Origin of the sequence: Neobacillus canaveralius (genome assembly GCF_047237705.1) — a bacterium.
Taxonomy (GTDB): Bacteria; Bacillota; Bacilli; order Bacillales; family Cytobacillaceae; genus Neobacillus; species Neobacillus niacini_K.
Genome location: NZ_JBDFLL010000001.1, coordinates 2500526 through 2516513, shown reverse-complemented (window position 1 = coordinate 2516513; position 15988 = coordinate 2500526). Strand labels below are relative to the sequence as shown.

The window sequence follows — 15988 nt, the reverse complement described above, 5'->3', positions numbered from 1 at the left end:
TATAAAAAAACTTATTAAACTTCTTTAATAAGTGATGGTGATACTATATCATATAAAGCTAACCATAACAATGGAGATGATTCATTTAATATGGTTGTTGCTGGCAGTGTTTTTTTAAATATAAAAAGCCGAAAATTCGCAAAAAACAAATGAAAAATTTGCAAATTTTCAGCTTACTATAATTCAGGATATTAAACAAATGCATCCATATATGTTAAGATCAATATTACACAACCTTAACATTAGAAAAAGTTAGAAACATCTACTCTACTTCTAACGCCTTCTTCAAGTAGACTTTGAATCACTTCACTTGTTAGGGGTATACCTTCTTCTAATCGTTTTTTCGCCGTTCTTTCTTCTGGTTCTCCAGGTATTAGTATTTCGTCAAAACCTTGTGCTTTCGGTAAATCTTTCGCGCGATCCACAAATGAGTCCATCCGTTCATTAAATTCCTCTTTCGTAATAAAAAGATCTGGACGAATAGCAATAAATAGATGTCCTACATTCTGAGGTTCAGAATGATCGAAATAAAGACTCTTAACATCCCCACCGTAGTTTGCTCCTGTTAGAACACCGGCAAGCAGATCCATTAACATAGCTAACGCAGCGCCCTTGGCTCCTCCAAAAGGTAAACATATACCCTCAAATGCTTTTTTAGCATCTGTTGTTGGCACTCCATCTGCATCAAGAGCTAAACCATGAGGAATTGGTTCCCCATGAGTTGCAGCTAATCGAATTTTACCACGAGCTATTACAGTCATTGCCATGTCTAAAAGGTATGGAGATCTCTCTCCTCCAGGAACACCAGCTGCAAATGGGCTAGCTCCTAGAAACGGAGTACGTCCTCCCCAAACCGGAATAGCAGGTGATGAATTCGTATAAGCCATAGAAATATATCCTGCTTCAATTGCCTGTTTCACATATAGGGCGGCCATACCATAATGAGTACTATTTCGAACACCAACAAGACCAATCCCGCTTTGTTTCGCCAATTCAATGGCCTCGTCCATAGCTTGGTGACCAGCTAGGAAACCCATACCGTCGTCACCGTCAATTAAAGAAACAGCAGAAGTTATTCTCTGAATCTTTATATTCGGTTGTGGATTTACTACTTTTCGTCTAATGCGTTCTAGGTACATTGGGATCCGAGAAACTCCATGAGAATCTAACCCACGTAAATTTGCTGCGACCAAGTCTCGTGCGATAATCGCTGCATCATCGCTCCGTAATCCCCCACCTTCAAAAAGTAAAGTCGCAATATCTGTTAATTTCTGATAACTAATCAATTTGTTTGTCTTATTCACGGCGTTTTCCTCCAATACTTTAATTAAAATTTTTACTTTCGGAGGATCCATTCTAATGTTTAAATCGCTGTCCAGCCTCCATCTACCTTAATCGTTTCTCCAGTAATAAAGTTAGCCATATCAGAGGCTAAAAATAAAACTGCACCCGTTACATCATTGGTTTTAGCCAGAGTTCCTAATGGAATTCGACTTAACACATCTTGATAAAAATCTTTATCTTCAAACATTTTTTGTGTAAGGTCTGTTTCAATAAAAGTAGGAGCCACTGCGTTCACCTTAATATTATGTTCTGCCCACTCAACAGCCAATGCCTTTGTTAACTGGACAGCACCTCCTTTACTTGAACAATAAGCAGCACGATTTATATAGCCAACAAAAGCCATTTGTGAAACAATATTGATGATTTTACCTGGAATCTGTTGCTGTATCATATACATGCCAGCTCGTTGAGAGCAAAAGAACGTTCCTTTTGTGTTGGTATCTAATACACGATCCCAATCTTCTTCTGTCACTTCTAATGCTGGCTTAGGAATGTTAATTCCCGCATTATTAACGAGTATATCTATCTGGCCTAAATAGGAATATGCAGAGTCCATCATGCTGCGTATTTCATTAACGTTTTGTATATCTGCTGTTAGAAAAGAACAATAAGGATTTAACTCCCTTAGTAAGTGACATGTTTCTTTTAGGTCAGCTTCTTTCCTGCCCGTAATAACAACATGTGATCCCAATCTAGCAAACGCTAGGGCTATGTCTTTTCCAATCCCCTTGCTTCCACCGACAATGATTACTTTCTTACCTTTTAATTCAGAAAAATAATTCATTTCCCTTCCCCCTGGTAATCATCCTAATAAGATGATTACAATTCAGCCCTAAAATAAAGTTAGATTTATACTAGAACAGTAGATGACTCTTCTACCAACCCGTAAGCATCCTCGTATATCTCTTTTATTTCTTTTACAGTCATCCATCTAGGATTATTGTTTAATAGACGATCGATTTTACTAGCTTCCTCAGCAAGAGATTTGATATCGGATGAAGTTACTCCTACATCCTTTAGGCTTGCCGGAATCCCTACATCCTTTGACAATTGAGCAAGAGCAGTAACGGCAGTGTCAGCAGCTTCTCGTAGAGATAATCCTTCTATATTTTCTCCCATTGCCTTTGCAATCTCAGAAAATTTCTCTAGATTAGCTACCACATTATATTTCATAACAAATGGCAACAACAGAGAATTAGCTACCCCATGGGGCACCTTAAATCTACCACCTAGCGGATAAGCCAGTGCGTGAACTGCACCAACACCAGCATTTCCTAGCGAAATTCCAGCTAGTAAACTTCCCATTGCCATATCTTCACGCGCTTTTATGTCCCTCCCGTTATACACTGCTTTACGCAAAGAACGGGAAATAAGCTTGATTGCTTGTAAAGCAATTCCATCTGTTAATTCATCAGCACGAATTGCAGTGTATGATTCGACAGCATGAACTAATGCATCCATACCCGTTGCAGCTGTTACTGCTGGAGGTACTGTTAAGGTCAACTCGGCATCAACAATCGCCACATTTGGAAGTAAATAAGGACTCACTATCCCTTTTTTCACCATATCCCTTGTATCTGTAAAAATAGCGTTATAGGTAACCTCTGATCCTGTACCAGAAGTTGTTGGAACTAGGATTGTAGGCAATCCAGGGTTTTCTATATTCTCAATCCCAATCATGTCTCGAACATTTTTCTTGTTCGTAAGCATGACCGAAAGAACTTTGGTAATATCTAATGCACTGCCACCACCAACACCAATAAGTAAGTCGTAGCCCTTACCTTCTATTTTGGTAATCATCTGTTCCAGGTTTTCAAATGGAGGCTCAGGAATTACATCATCAATAATGTCCACTTCAATATTTAAAGAAATTAGAGGTTCTGTCACTTTAGATAATACACCTGTTTGACGAATAATTTTATCGGTAATGATAATTACTCTAGAAGCATGTAACTTTTTAGCTTGTTCACCAATTTGAGCAATAGATCCAGTTCCTGTAATTAACGTTTCCGCTGTACGAAAATAGGTAATTCCCATCATCAATTCCCCCTAAGCCAATTTGATTCCAACAAATTTAATTTCAGTCATATCTTCCATTGCGTATTTTACGCCTTCCTTACCTACTCCACTTAACTTTACCCCTCCATACGGATAGTTATCTTGACGATAAGTTGAAGTTTCATTAATCCAAACCCCTCCTGTTTCTAAACGACCTGCTACCCGCATAGCGCGATTAATGTCTGTTGTGAATACCCCTGCTTGCAATCCAAAGTCAGAGTCATTCGCATATGCAATCACTTCTTCTTCCGTTTCAAATGGAATAATAGAAACAATTGGAGCAAAGGTTTCTTGACAAACTACTTTCATCTCTGGTGTTACATCTACAAGAATGGTTGGTTCCAACAATGTTCCTTTTCTTTTCCCTCCTGTAACGATTTTTGCTCCAGCATTTACGGCTTCCTCAATCCACGTTTCTGCTCTGATAGCTTCCTGTTCACTAATCATTGGTCCAATATCCGTACTTTCTTCAAGAGGATTACCAATAACTAATTGTTCAACAAGGGACACATAAAGATTTAAAAACTCTTGATAAACATCTTTTTGTACATAAATCCGTTGAGCTGAAATGCAAACTTGACCTGAGTAAGCAAAGGCTCCACGAACAAGACCTGCCGCTGCTGCACTTATATCCCCATCACTAAAAATGATATTTGGAGAGTTCGATCCAAGCTCAAGGGTAACTTTCTTTAATCCTGCCTGCTGGCGGAGAGAGATACCTACAGCAGGACTTCCTGTAAATGAAACCTTGCTGATACGAGGATTAGTAACTAGAACATCTCCTATCTCTGAACCATTTCCAATCACAAGATTTAAAGCACCTTTTGGTAAACCAGCCTCTTCAAAAAGCTTTACAAGCATGTAAGAGGTTAAAGGTGTTTTGCCTGCGGGCTTTAACACTACCGTATTTCCTGCAGCAAACGCAGGAGCCAACTTATGTAAAGCCAAGTTTAACGGGAAGTTAAAGGGAGTGATTGCTGCTACTACACCAACTGGATAACGCCGAACCATTCCTATTCTTCCTTCTCCACCAATAGCTGCATCCATAGGTACAAGTTCACCTTGAATTTTTTTAGCTTCATCTGCTGCGAAACGAAGTACTTGTACAGCTCTTCCAACTTCTCCACGACCATCACGAATAGGTTTTCCTGCCTCCTGAGCAAGAACTTTTGCGAATTCCTCTGTTCTTCCTTCTAACAGATCTCCAACCTTACGGAGAATGTCTGAACGGCGATGTGCAGGCAGCTTTTTCATTGTCTTGTGAAAAACGTTATAAGCTGTTTCAATGGCATTTTCTGCATCAAGTCGTGTAGCTAAATTTACCCTACCAACTACTTCCCCATTAAAAGGACTAGTAATATCCATTGTTTTCATCTCTGGGTGAGTAACCTCTTCTCCATTGATGAGTGAGCTAACGTGCTTTACATTGATACTTATCATCCTAAAACTCCTCCCAAATAAATCTAATAAACTTTTTAACTATTAATATTGGATTTTGATGAGACTTTACTAACGATTGATTTAACACTTATCTCAGGGCTAGTTAGTACTGGTTTTACCATTGTTTCTAGAGTATCTAGTGCGCGAACCATAGAAAACTGAGCTAAAACAATACAATCGTTTTCAATTGATAATTCATGTATTTCTTTTTGAATTAGTTGGTCATGTGTTAAACGGTCACCATTTTGTAAGGCATTAAATGCTTCTGGGATAATTATTGTTTGGATTTCTACTAATTTCCCTCTTTCGTCAGCAATACTTTGCAGTAACCTTGTCGTTGTTGGCCCAGCCATTTCGACCGTTGCAATAACACCAATATGTTGCCCAATTTCCACTGCTTTTTCCAACATGCTATAATCAGCACTTAACATAGGGAGGTCAAATAGTTCACTAATTTTAGGAATAAATGGAGTAAACGAGGAACAAGTAAATAAAATTCCATCTACATCACTTGCTTCTGCCTTTTCTGCTAAATGTATTAACCTCCTAATCATGCTTTTGGTAATGATTCCGGTTTCATTTAATTCAAAGATAAGACTCTCATCCATAAAGTTAATCAAGGTCACATGAGGTGCATGCTTACTAAAAGCGTCATGTATTGGCTGAACCGAATTTAATGTTGCATGGATAAGCCCAATTCGGTAACTTTTTCTATCCATATTATCACGCTGCCTTTTTAAATTTTTTCTAATAATGTACTTTAGTAAATGGGTTTTTAAGGTGTATAATATGTCTTTAAGAAAATTCTATCACAGGTAAAATTCCAAAAAAAATACATATACTGCATGGTTAACTATCAAAAATTCGAATATCAAACTACAAGTTTTATCAAAAAAAAAACGATTTACTGAGAAATAAATTTTTTCTCAGTAAATCGTTAAAGTTTGTTAAGTGATTAATCGTCTTTAAGGTTAAATATTTTCGAATTCTAAATTATTTACAAAATCCACAAATGCCCTAACTAATTTAAAATTCAGAGATTCCTCATGATAAAACATCCAAGTATCTCGAATTAGGGGATTTCCCTTTTTATCTGAGAGCTCCATTTTAAATAAATCGTTTGAATCCTTCAATACATAGCCTGGGACAATTGCGTATCCAAGTCCATTCACAATCATTTCTATACAGGTGTCCGATTTGTCAACAGACATGCTGATCAATGGTGGAACAGAAAAATGCTCACTCCACCAAGTATCAATCATCTCCCTTAATTTATAATCAGAGTTATAATCAATTCTTGGGAGTTTGGGTAAATCCTCAATTTCAATTTTTTTGTCACTTACTAGCACTAACGGTTCTTGTAATAATAAACTCTTTCCATCTTGCCAATTATAATCACCTCTGAGCATGACAACTTGGACATCCTGAGTTACAAGTGATTGATACACTTCTTCACTCCAACCAGTTGTTACCTTAAACTCGACGTTTGGATACTTTTCTTTAAAAAGTTTAAGTAATCTTGGGATTCTGGTTCTTGTTATTAAGTACGTTGCACCTATTCGAAGGGTACCCACAACTTTATCATCCATATTTGCAAGATTATCATTTACTTCCTGGAGTTTTTTTAACATCTCATCAGCACATTTTACGAGGTATTCCCCCTGAGGAGTGAAGTGAATGCCTCTTCTCCCTCTGAGAACGATTTGTACGCCAAAACTCTTTTCCATCTGTTGGATACGTTTAGTAAGGGCTGGTTGAGATATGTATAAAAACTCAGCTGTTTTTGTAATATTTTTCTTTTCAAAAAGTACCTTTAAAATTTGCCAATCTCGAGATTCCATATCTGGGTCCTCCAAGACTACTAGAGTATGTTACCTATAGTTTATCTTACTTTATAACTCATACAAAAAAAAGATTGGTATAGAGATCCAATCCTTTTTTATTACTATTTAATTATATTTAATTACCTTTTTTTCTTCTTTCGTATGAGTGATAAATGCTCCACCTACAAGAAATAGGCCACTGACTAAAAATACTGATAATAAACCTGCTCCACTGCCAATGATTCCAAAAAGAATAGGCGCAGTTAATTGGGATATCCGATTGGTAGCTAATCGTAACCCTAGTACCTCTCCTGTTTTTGATGTAGGAGAGGCATTATACATTGTTGTCATTGACAATGGTTGACCACATCCCAACCCCGCTCCCATTAAGGCTGCAAAAAACATTAACCATCCTACACTAGAAGTAAAAGGAATAATTAAAAATGACACACCTGCTACAAGAATGGAGATTAATAGCAATCTTTCACGTCCGATGATCGCTAACAATCTTGTTAAAAAAAATCTAACCGGTACCATTGCTAAACCCTGTATGGCAATAATCCAGCCAATTTTAGATTCAGATATAAATTGAGAAGATGCATATAAAGGGAAATAGGCAACAAATATATCTCGTGAGTACAAAACCAACGCACTGCCAATTAATGCTTTTCTAAGCATTGGTATTTTCAGAAGGGTAATTGTTTTTCCGTCTTTTATACTTGACTTCCCCCTATTTTGAACAACGATGGCAGGAATCCAAAAAGCTATAATGATCGGTACAATCCCGATAATTGCAGAGACAAAAAACGTAAATGAATAGGATGTATATTCAGCTAAATAACCACCTATGAGCGGTCCCACAAATTGTGAAATTGCCACCACCATACTAAATATACCAAAATAGTGATCCCGATTTTCTTTAGAAGCTGCATTTCCTAAAACATTCTGAAGAGAAATAATTATAAATATGTGCGACAGACCTACAATAATTTGTGAAACAAAAAGGCACCAAACAGAGTGAATGAAAAAAGGCATTAATACTCCTAAACTAGCAAAAATCATTCCGAATATAACCGGGAGTCGGTCACCAATTCTATCAGCAATTCTTCCTGCTGAGATGGCAAATAACAATGGAAAAAAAGCATAAATCGCTGTTAGAATACCAATCTCAAAAGTAGTTGAACCTAGGTCTGAAGCATATAATGGAAGAATAGGTCTCGTTAGCTGTATCATTGTTTGAAAAGAAAATACAATTATAAGAACTATCTTAAGGACCAATGATCCCAATTTCCTCTATTATATTGAATTCCCCCGGTAACGACGACAACCATTTCTTCCAAACTAAACAGTTCACTTAACTTCATCTCTACCTTCACCTCTATTATTGGACAATACTTTTAAATGGTTAATCGCTTTTTCAAGAAATTCTGGAGTACCAAAGCTTCCAGATTTTAAAACAATTAACATGGAGCGGTCCAATGTTAAGCCTGCTGGTAATCCGGTTTCTATTTCTTCTAAAACATAGTTCCCTTTAATCCCTAATCGGCGACAAACGGTTCCGGAAGTATCCCCGCCAGCTACCACTAATCTTCTTAAACCTGTATTTTCTATAAGGAGCTGGGTAATTTCAGCTAAGGCTGATGATATCATCTTACTTATGGTCATTTCATTCATCAGAAGCTGTTTACCCAACTTTTTTGTTTCTTCAACGATTTCCAGTCTATTGTCCGCCATCACCAATACATCTTTCCCTGACTTAATCATTGACACAGCCTCTGCCGTTACCCGGTCAATTTCAGATTCTTTTAACTGTTGATCCAAAACCTTACGAGAATCCAAAATGATTGCCTTTGTTCCCTTTTCAATTAGATGAGCCGTCTGCGAACGGGTTTGCGGGGTAAGACTGCCTGAGATGACTAATACTCCATTAGAGTCGTCAATGATTAGATCCCCTAAAGAAGTTTGAACAAGTTACTTTTTAATAAATTTGGGTAATTCCTCTGCGATTGCCGAACTGCCGCAAAGAATTGGCATGTCATGAATAGCTTCTGCTAGGATGGTCAAATCTGATTGGTTCTCCGAATCGACGATACAATACTGGTATTCTTTACGATGTCCTTCAATTTCTTTTCGCAACTCTATAGGACCTTTCCTGACAATTTCTAAAGGAACCATGGTTACTTTTCGGGAAGTTTGTTGTTGCAAGATTTCCACAAGGTTTGATTGGCGCATCGGGTGTACCGGATCTTTAGCAAACTCCGATAGCTCCAAAAGCTTTCCGTGTACCGTATGAATCCCATTTACCGTTTTCCTTCCGTTTTTAGGAAAAGCTAAACTAATAACAGCAAATTCCTGATTGAGGGCATCTAACATCGCATCAAATTCTTTGCCAATATTTCCGCGGAATACTGAACAGGTCTTGTTAAAAAAGAGAGTACAGCCCATTTTCTGCAATATTTTAGTCGCCTTAAGAACCTTATGGTAACTCTCTCCAGGAGGATCCAGCCGGCTGTCCGTATCAATAATCATTACATCGACATCAGAGGTAAAGTTCATTTGTTCATCAAATGCTACCACCTTCGTTGTATAGTTATTTTTGCTGAACATAATGCCTATATCATTTGCACCGGTTGTATCATCTGCCACTACACCAAGCATCTTTACTCTCCCCTTGATGCAAATTCTGAACTTCCAAGTCGTTCAATGATTGCTTGCGTAAACGCTGTTGTCGAAGCATTTCCACCTAAATCCCTTGTTTTTACACCTTCTGAAACCGCACTGAATAGTCCATTTTCAATAATCCGAGCTATTTCCGATAAATTTGAATCATTGTGCTGAACACTTAACCAATCAAGGAACATAACCGTGGAAAGCATGATTCCAGTTGGATTAGCAATATTTTCACCAGCAATATCCGGTGCCGAACCATGCGCAGCTTGTGCCATCGCTTGATCATTATTACTATTGATGGATGGTGCTAACCCTAAACTTCCTACTAATTCACCTGCTAAATCAGATAAAATATCACCAAACATATTTTCCGTCACAATGACATCAAAGTCCTTGGCACGTCGAACAAGGTGTGCAGTCATGGCATCGATATGAAAATCATCCACCTCTACATCTGGATATTGCCCGCCTACCTCACCACAAACATCCAGGAATAACCCACTGCCGAGCTTGATGACATTAGCCTTATGAACAATCGTCACTTTCTTACGACGTTGCTGGGCCATTTTGAAAGCTGCGTGTGCAATTCTTTCAACCGCTTTTCTAGTAAAAACTCCTGATGAAATAACTACATCTGGGGTTACTTTCCATTCCCCAACCCCAACGTACATATTCCGATCACTATAAAAACCTTCCGTATTTTCTCGATAAATAACTAAGTCAGCTTCCCCTACAACACTCCGGATTCCTTCCATTGTTCTTGCAGGTCTAACATTTGCATATAAGTCAAAATAAATTCTCAGTTCCCCACTCGGATTACGATTTTCCTTATGTTCTGCAGGATAGGCTGCCGAATCATGAGGTCCCATGATCCAGCCATGTGTTTCCTTGAGTGCGTCTTTTGTGAATTGAGGCATTGGGTTATTGTATTTTTCAATACCTACCCACCCCATTGGCAGCTCAACATATTCAAATTGAGTATTACCGGTAATTTTTGAAGCTGCTGTAAGTACCTCTACTGTTGCCTTCGTTATTTCTGGACCGATTCCATCTCCATAAAGAACACCAATTTTATAAGTTGCCATGTAAAATCATCCTCCAATGGTTTATTTGCAGTTTAGAATGTTTGCTAAAAAACAAGCAGCCATTTTTGCTTCGTCATATCTATCCTTCTCATAACCTACCTCCATTGAAAGATATTTGTCATATTCAATCAATTTCAAGGTTTCTAAAACTGTTACAAAATCAAACTCACCTTTTCCTGGGGCCATACGATTACTGTCCGCCAAATGGATGTGCAATAGCTTATCTTTTGCCTTTATTAATTTTGATGAAATGGCTTGATCCTCAAAGGACATATGAAAAATATCTAGCATTAGATACAAATTAGGTATTCCAATAACCTCAATAAATTCTATCGACTCTAAGGCAGTATTTAAATTATTCATATTCTTTTTGTTTTGAGGTTCTATCATCATATTAATTCCTTTTTTATAAGCGTATTCACAGACATCTAACAAACACTCTCTCATCCATTTCCATGATTGGTGTGGTTGATTTTCGTCGATATCTCCACGCAACTTTCCAATATTTATAGGAGCTCCAAATAATAAGGAAAAATTGACAATATCCTTTACTCTATTTACTGCTGCTCTTCTAATATCAGGGTTAGAATCTGTAAATGTAAAACCATCATCACTTACAACAGGTCCCGTACCAATAGCTGCTATATCTAGTCCAAAACGATTCACAGCTTTTTCAAATGCTAATCTATCCATCTGATTTGGATCCCGTATAAATGGCTCGATTGCTTGATACCCGCATTCCTTTAGTAATGGGAAAATACTATTGGGGTCCCCTTTCGCCCCCAACACAGGAGCAACCGTATCTTCAGTCCCATAAACATAGGCTAGTTTCATCCCTCCTGACCCCCTTTCTTGGTTTATATCAATCTAAATAATTAATTGTTTTTCTCGGTTTATAACGTGATTCCTCTAAGAAACTACTGACAACGTGATTTGGTATTTTGTTAAACTCAACACCAGCCGACTTGGCAGTTATGATCATTCGGCATGCCATTTCTACTGTTTCAAGCCTCATTAACGCATCATTTAATGTATCATCAAATACTGTAACCCCATGATTACGCATAATGACAATATTCGATTTAGATGATTGTTTTGATACAGCTTCCGCTAATTCTGATGTGCCGGGATGGAAATAATCAACATATGCCATATTCTCGAGATAATACATGGTTTCTATAAACAAATTTGAGAGAATAGTTTCTTTACTACAAGCAATCAAAGTAGTATAAAAAGGCGAGGAATGCAATATAGCTCCGATGTCACTTCTTCGTTTGTAAATTTCAGAATGCATTGGGGTTTCTTTAGATGGTTTCTTGGAACCTCTATATTTAGCTGAGTGAATATTAGACTCGACAAAATCCTCTGGTGAGAGATCTCCCATAAACGTGCCGGAAGCTGTAATGAGCATATTTTCTGTATCAAGCCTAATACTTATATTCCCGGAAGTTCCCCATGCCAGATGATTGTTTACTATATATCTCCCTGCTTCTATTAACGGTCGGGCTTTATCCATATCTTATCCCCCAGACTAAGTGTTTCTATAGTAAGAATGTATAACATAAGTTAACAAAAATAAAATATGATTTTTGAATATATTTCCATAGTTTTCATTTATGGCAGAAAAAAATTGAAATGAATTTCTTATCTTTAACTCTGGGTTTTTATGCTAAACTAGGATGAAAGAAGTGCTAATTTTAAAAAAATTTTGTATTCTTTACGATCCATAAAAAAAGTGGGGGGCAACCATGGACGAACGCGATTGGAAAATATTAGAGGTCCTTTATGAGCAAAAGAATATCACAAAATCCGCAGAAGTCTTATTTATTTCCCAACCAGCATTAACGAAAAGAGTTATGCAAATTGAAGAAAACTTTGGGGTTAAAATTGTTGATCGAGGGATTAGGGGTGTTCAGTTTACACCACAAGGTGAATATCTAGCTGGGCGTGCTTCTGAAATACTGACCTTATACAGAGAAATTAAAGAAGATGTAACAAACATGAGTGATGAGATTGTCGGTACTCTGCGCATAGGAGTCTCCAATTCCTTTGGAAAATATATACTTCCAGAGCTAATCCAACGATTCTCGGAGCAATATCCTCAAGTGTCCTTTCATGTTGAGACGGGATTAAGTAAAGATATCTTTAATTTAACGTACAATCAACACGTCCATGTGGGATTTGTTCGCGGTGATTATAGTTGGCCCGATCAAAAATACTTATTATTTAATGAAAAAGTTGTTATTGCCAGCAAATCTTTAATTGATATAAAAGAGCTTCCAAATCTTCCGAGAATAGACTTTGAAACTGATCATTTATTTAAAGCATTAGTGGATAATTGGTGGAATCAACATTTCTCAAAATCTCCCAATATATTAATGAAGGTAGATCGCGGTGATACCTGTCGCGAGATGGTAACGAGGGGTATCGGTTACGCCATTATACCAGATATGTTTCTTCGAGATGTCCCGGATATCCATCAGATACCGATAAAAAATCAAGACGGTATTACCCTAACCCGTCCTACTTGGATGTTTTACCATGAAAGTTCTTTAGTCCAGAATGTGGTGACGGCATTCGTCCAGTTTATCAAGGAAAACTCGATATAAATAAAAGTTATAGAGAATCATATGGAATTCATATTTTTCTAAAAAAATTTTGACCTTTATACTACTCTTAACAATTAAGTTAGGAGTTGTTGGTTTATGAATCATACATCTAAATATGTCTCTGAAGTAATTTCTTCTTTAGAGCTTAGCGGAAAAGTCTATCACTATTACAGCCTAAAGAATCTAGAAAAAATGGGACTTTCTAAAATTTCAACACTTCCATTTTGTTTAAAAATATTGTTAGAGGCTGCCTTACGTGTGAATAATGGCATGTCTGTAACAGATGAACATATTGAAAATCTAGCAACCTGGGATGGTAATAGCCATTCTAATAAGGAAGTACCTTTTAAACCAGCCCGGATTTTGCTTCATGATACAACTGGATTACCGGCAATAGTAGACTTAGCTGCCATGAGAGAAAAGGTTTCTAAACTTGGAGGAAATCCTTCCATTGTTAACCCAACCATTCCCGTTGATCTCGTAGTTGACCATTCCGTCATGGTCGATTACTTTGGTACACCGGAGGCGTTAGAAGCCAATGAGAAGCTTGAATTTGAAAGAAATGCTGAGCGCTACCGTTTTTTCAGGTGGGCCCAAAAGGCATTTAGAAATGTAAATATCGTACCACCTTCTACAGGAATCATGCATCAAATAAATATGGAATTTCTTTCATCGGTCGTGGTAGAAAAAGAAATAGATGGAGTAAGCGTATTATTTCCTGATTCTCTTGTTGGGACAGACTCTCATACCACGATGATTAATGGAATGGGGATCGTCGCATGGGGTGTGGGTGGAATTGAAGCAGAAGCTGCCATGCTGGACCAGCCTCTCTATTTTGTAACTCCAAAGGTGGTTGGGTTTCGATTAACGGGGGCACTTCCTGAGGGCTCAACTGCTACAGATTTGGCTTTAACCATTACGAATATTCTAAGAACAAAAGGTGTAGTTGGCAAATTTGTAGAATTTTATGGACCAGGGGTCGCTCAAATGAGTGTTGCTGACCGTGCGACCATCGCGAATATGGCTCCTGAATACGGGGCTACAATGGGATACTTTCCAGTAGATCATGAAACACTCAAATATTTAAAGTCTATTGGTAAAAGTGATGCTCAAATTTCATTAATTGACTCCTATTTTAAAGCTCAAGGAATGTTTATGGATTCTGAAACAGCCGATCCTTTCTATAATGATTTAATCGAATTGGATTTGTCCACTGTTGTTCCCTGCCTAGCGGGCCCTAAAAGACCACAGGATCGTGTGGAATTAACCAAAATGAAGCAAACTTTTCAAAAATCACTAAGTGATTCCGTTGAACTAGGTGGATATGGAGTCACGGACGAAAAGGGTCAAAAAGAAGTGCAGATCACTTTACCATCTGGTGAAAAAATAACGATTGGTGATGGTTCCGTTGTATTAGCTGCGATTACGAGTTGTACAAACACATCCAATCCAATGGTACTTATTACAGCGGGATTACTTGCCAAGAATGCAGTCGAAAAGGGATTGCTAAAAAAAGCATTTGTTAAGAGTTCACTTACACCTGGTTCCAGAGTGGTTAGTGAATACCTATCGCAATCAGGTTTATTGGAATATATGGAGAAGCTTGGTTTTTATATTGCGGGTTATGGCTGTGCAACATGTATCGGTAATTCTGGACCTTTACCCGATGAAATTAGTAAGGCCATTGTGGACCATGATTTGGTTTCTGTTTCTGTGCTATCAGGAAATCGTAATTTTGAGGGTCGAATTCATCCTCAAATTAAGGCGAATTATCTAGCTTCCCCACCATTGGTGATTGCATATGCCTTAGCTGGTACAGTAAACATTGACTTTCATGACGAACCAATTGGTTTTAACAGCACGAATGACCCGGTATTTTTAAAAGATATTTGGCCATCGTCAAAAGAAGTTTACGAGTATATTAATAAATGGGTTCAGCCTGAGTTATTTAGGAAAAGGTATTCGTCAGTATATGAGGCAAATAAAAGATGGAACAAAATACACACTCCTGAGAGTGAGCTATATGAATGGGATCATCAATCAACCTATATTCAAGAACCACCGTTTCTAAATAATCTTACATCCAGCTCGGGCAGGATTCAAGAGGTGCGTTCTGCAAGGGTGTTAGCATTATTTGGCGATTCAGTTACCACTGACCACGCTTCCCCATCCGGAGCGATTAAACCGGAAAGTCCTGCAGGTTCATATTTACTTGAACAGGGTGTCAAGAGTAGGAATTTTAACTCCTATCCATCCCGGCGCGGTAATCATCAAGTGATGGTTCGTGCGGCATTTGCAAATGTGCGGATCCGTAATAAACTGGTTCCTGGTTGCGAGGGTGGCGTTACGACTTATTTTCCTGGTGGTGAAGTCATGTCCATTTATGAGGCAGCCATGAAATACAAGGAAAACGCTACAAATCTTATCATTATTGCTGGCAAGGAATATGGTACTGGGAGTTCCCGTGATTGGGCGGCAAAGGGGCCAAACCTCCTGGGTGTCAAAATGATTTTGGCGGAAAGTTTTGAGAGGATTCATCGTAGTAATTTAGTAGGGATGGGAATACTTCCTTTACAATTTACCCATGGGATGAATATTGAGTCACTTGGAATTACTGGAAGGGAAACCTTTGAAACACACGGTCTTACTGATCATATAAAACCTGGTCAAACCATCTCCATCCTTGCAACCCGTGAGGACGGTAGTCAATTCTCCTTTGATGTGATTGTTCGTCTAGATAATGTGATAGAAATAGAGTATTATCGAAATGGTGGTATCATGCAAACCGTCGTTCAAAAACTGCTTGCAGGTACAATTTAATAATTTTTATCACAAAAATCCCCGCTTTCTTCACATAAAAGTGTGCAAGCAGGGATTTTTTTATTTATCCTAATGAACTGTACGGTTTTCGTAGAAGCTGTATGTTTTTTTGTATGAACTGTACGCTTTTTTGTACGAA

At 37.9% G+C, this 15988-nt stretch carries 14 protein-coding genes; 2 read left to right on the top strand and 12 right to left on the bottom strand.

What is annotated here, in order from left to right; genetic code table 11:
- Window positions 1-242 precede the first annotated feature (242 nt).
- The 12 genes from ABC255_RS12945 to ABC255_RS12890 all read right to left on the bottom strand — a co-directional run bounded on the left by ABC255_RS12945 (window position 243) and on the right by ABC255_RS12890 (window position 11936).
- A complete protein-coding gene (locus ABC255_RS12945) occupies window positions 243-1304 on the bottom strand; it encodes an Ldh family oxidoreductase (protein WP_412994014.1) in 1062 nt (353 codons plus the stop codon).
- A gap of 59 nt (window positions 1305-1363) precedes the next feature.
- The gene (locus ABC255_RS12940) at window positions 1364-2128 is read right to left on the bottom strand and encodes an SDR family NAD(P)-dependent oxidoreductase (protein WP_412994012.1); all 765 of its coding nucleotides are present in this window, start codon (window positions 2126-2128) and stop codon (window positions 1364-1366) included.
- 65 nt (window positions 2129-2193) lie between these two features.
- The gene (locus ABC255_RS12935) at window positions 2194-3381 is read right to left on the bottom strand and encodes an iron-containing alcohol dehydrogenase (protein ID WP_412994010.1); all 1188 of its coding nucleotides are present in this window, start codon (window positions 3379-3381) and stop codon (window positions 2194-2196) included.
- Between the two features lie 12 nt (window positions 3382-3393).
- Window positions 3394-4842: an aldehyde dehydrogenase family protein gene (locus ABC255_RS12930; RefSeq protein ID WP_412994008.1), complete on the bottom strand. Its 1449-nt coding sequence runs from the start codon at window positions 4840-4842 to the stop codon at window positions 3394-3396.
- A gap of 35 nt (window positions 4843-4877) precedes the next feature.
- On the bottom strand, window positions 4878-5561 hold the full coding sequence (locus ABC255_RS12925; RefSeq protein WP_412994006.1) for an aspartate/glutamate racemase family protein: 684 nt from the start codon (window positions 5559-5561) through the stop codon (window positions 4878-4880).
- Between the two features lie 252 nt (window positions 5562-5813).
- Window positions 5814-6683 carry a LysR family transcriptional regulator gene (locus ABC255_RS12920; protein WP_412994004.1) on the bottom strand — a complete coding sequence of 290 codons (870 nt, stop codon included), beginning with the start codon at window positions 6681-6683 and terminating at the stop codon, window positions 5814-5816.
- 108 nt (window positions 6684-6791) lie between these two features.
- The gene (locus ABC255_RS12915; protein WP_412994003.1) at window positions 6792-7943 is read right to left on the bottom strand and encodes an MFS transporter; all 1152 of its coding nucleotides are present in this window, start codon (window positions 7941-7943) and stop codon (window positions 6792-6794) included.
- Window positions 7944-8015: 72 nt separating this feature from the next.
- On the bottom strand, window positions 8016-8579 hold the full coding sequence (locus ABC255_RS12910) for a nucleotide-binding domain containing protein (RefSeq protein ID WP_412998550.1): 564 nt from the start codon (window positions 8577-8579) through the stop codon (window positions 8016-8018).
- Window positions 8580-8636: 57 nt separating this feature from the next.
- Window positions 8637-9323 (bottom strand): four-carbon acid sugar kinase family protein, encoded by a 687-nt coding sequence (locus tag ABC255_RS12905; RefSeq protein ID WP_412994001.1) that lies wholly within the window; start codon window positions 9321-9323, stop codon window positions 8637-8639.
- Between the two features lie 2 nt (window positions 9324-9325).
- Complete coding sequence (locus tag ABC255_RS12900; protein WP_412994000.1) at window positions 9326-10420, bottom strand: isocitrate/isopropylmalate dehydrogenase family protein; 1095 nt, start codon at window positions 10418-10420, stop codon at window positions 9326-9328.
- A 21-nt stretch (window positions 10421-10441) separates the two neighbouring features.
- Window positions 10442-11254 carry a TIM barrel protein gene (locus ABC255_RS12895; protein WP_412993998.1) on the bottom strand — a complete coding sequence of 271 codons (813 nt, stop codon included), beginning with the start codon at window positions 11252-11254 and terminating at the stop codon, window positions 10442-10444.
- Between the two features lie 28 nt (window positions 11255-11282).
- Entirely contained in the window at window positions 11283-11936 is a 654-nt protein-coding gene (locus ABC255_RS12890) for a class II aldolase/adducin family protein (RefSeq protein ID WP_412993996.1), read from the bottom strand.
- A gap of 232 nt (window positions 11937-12168) precedes the next feature.
- On the opposite strand from ABC255_RS12890, the gene ABC255_RS12885 reads away from it, so the two are divergent.
- Together ABC255_RS12885 and acnA are read left to right on the top strand one after the other, a co-directional pair.
- Window positions 12169-13029 carry a LysR family transcriptional regulator gene (locus ABC255_RS12885; protein ID WP_412993994.1) on the top strand — a complete coding sequence of 287 codons (861 nt, stop codon included), beginning with the start codon at window positions 12169-12171 and terminating at the stop codon, window positions 13027-13029.
- 96 nt (window positions 13030-13125) lie between these two features.
- Window positions 13126-15849, top strand: a complete 2724-nt coding sequence (gene acnA / locus ABC255_RS12880) for an aconitate hydratase AcnA (protein WP_412993992.1) — start codon at window positions 13126-13128, stop codon at window positions 15847-15849.
- Window positions 15850-15988 lie beyond the last annotated feature (139 nt).

What these genes read in the sequence shown, in the direction of transcription:
- ABC255_RS12890 (WP_412993996.1), bottom strand. Translation starts at nt 11,936, where the DNA reads ATGGATAAAGCCCGACCGTTAATAGAAGCAGGGAGATATATAGTAAAC.
- ABC255_RS12920 (WP_412994004.1), bottom strand. Translation starts at nt 6,683, where the DNA reads ATGGAATCTCGAGATTGGCAAATTTTAAAGGTACTTTTTGAAAAGAAA.
- ABC255_RS12895 (WP_412993998.1), bottom strand. Translation starts at nt 11,254, where the DNA reads ATGAAACTAGCCTATGTTTATGGGACTGAAGATACGGTTGCTCCTGTG.
- ABC255_RS12940 (WP_412994012.1), bottom strand. Translation starts at nt 2,128, where the DNA reads ATGAATTATTTTTCTGAATTAAAAGGTAAGAAAGTAATCATTGTCGGT.
- acnA (WP_412993992.1), top strand. Translation starts at nt 13,126, where the DNA reads ATGAATCATACATCTAAATATGTCTCTGAAGTAATTTCTTCTTTAGAG.
- ABC255_RS12885 (WP_412993994.1), top strand. Translation starts at nt 12,169, where the DNA reads ATGGACGAACGCGATTGGAAAATATTAGAGGTCCTTTATGAGCAAAAG.
- ABC255_RS12935 (WP_412994010.1), bottom strand. Translation starts at nt 3,381, where the DNA reads ATGGGAATTACCTATTTTCGTACAGCGGAAACGTTAATTACAGGAACT.
- ABC255_RS12925 (WP_412994006.1), bottom strand. Translation starts at nt 5,561, where the DNA reads ATGGATAGAAAAAGTTACCGAATTGGGCTTATCCATGCAACATTAAAT.
- ABC255_RS12900 (WP_412994000.1), bottom strand. Translation starts at nt 10,420, where the DNA reads ATGGCAACTTATAAAATTGGTGTTCTTTATGGAGATGGAATCGGTCCA.
- ABC255_RS12905 (WP_412994001.1), bottom strand. Translation starts at nt 9,323, where the DNA reads ATGCTTGGTGTAGTGGCAGATGATACAACCGGTGCAAATGATATAGGC.
- ABC255_RS12930 (WP_412994008.1), bottom strand. Translation starts at nt 4,842, where the DNA reads ATGATAAGTATCAATGTAAAGCACGTTAGCTCACTCATCAATGGAGAA.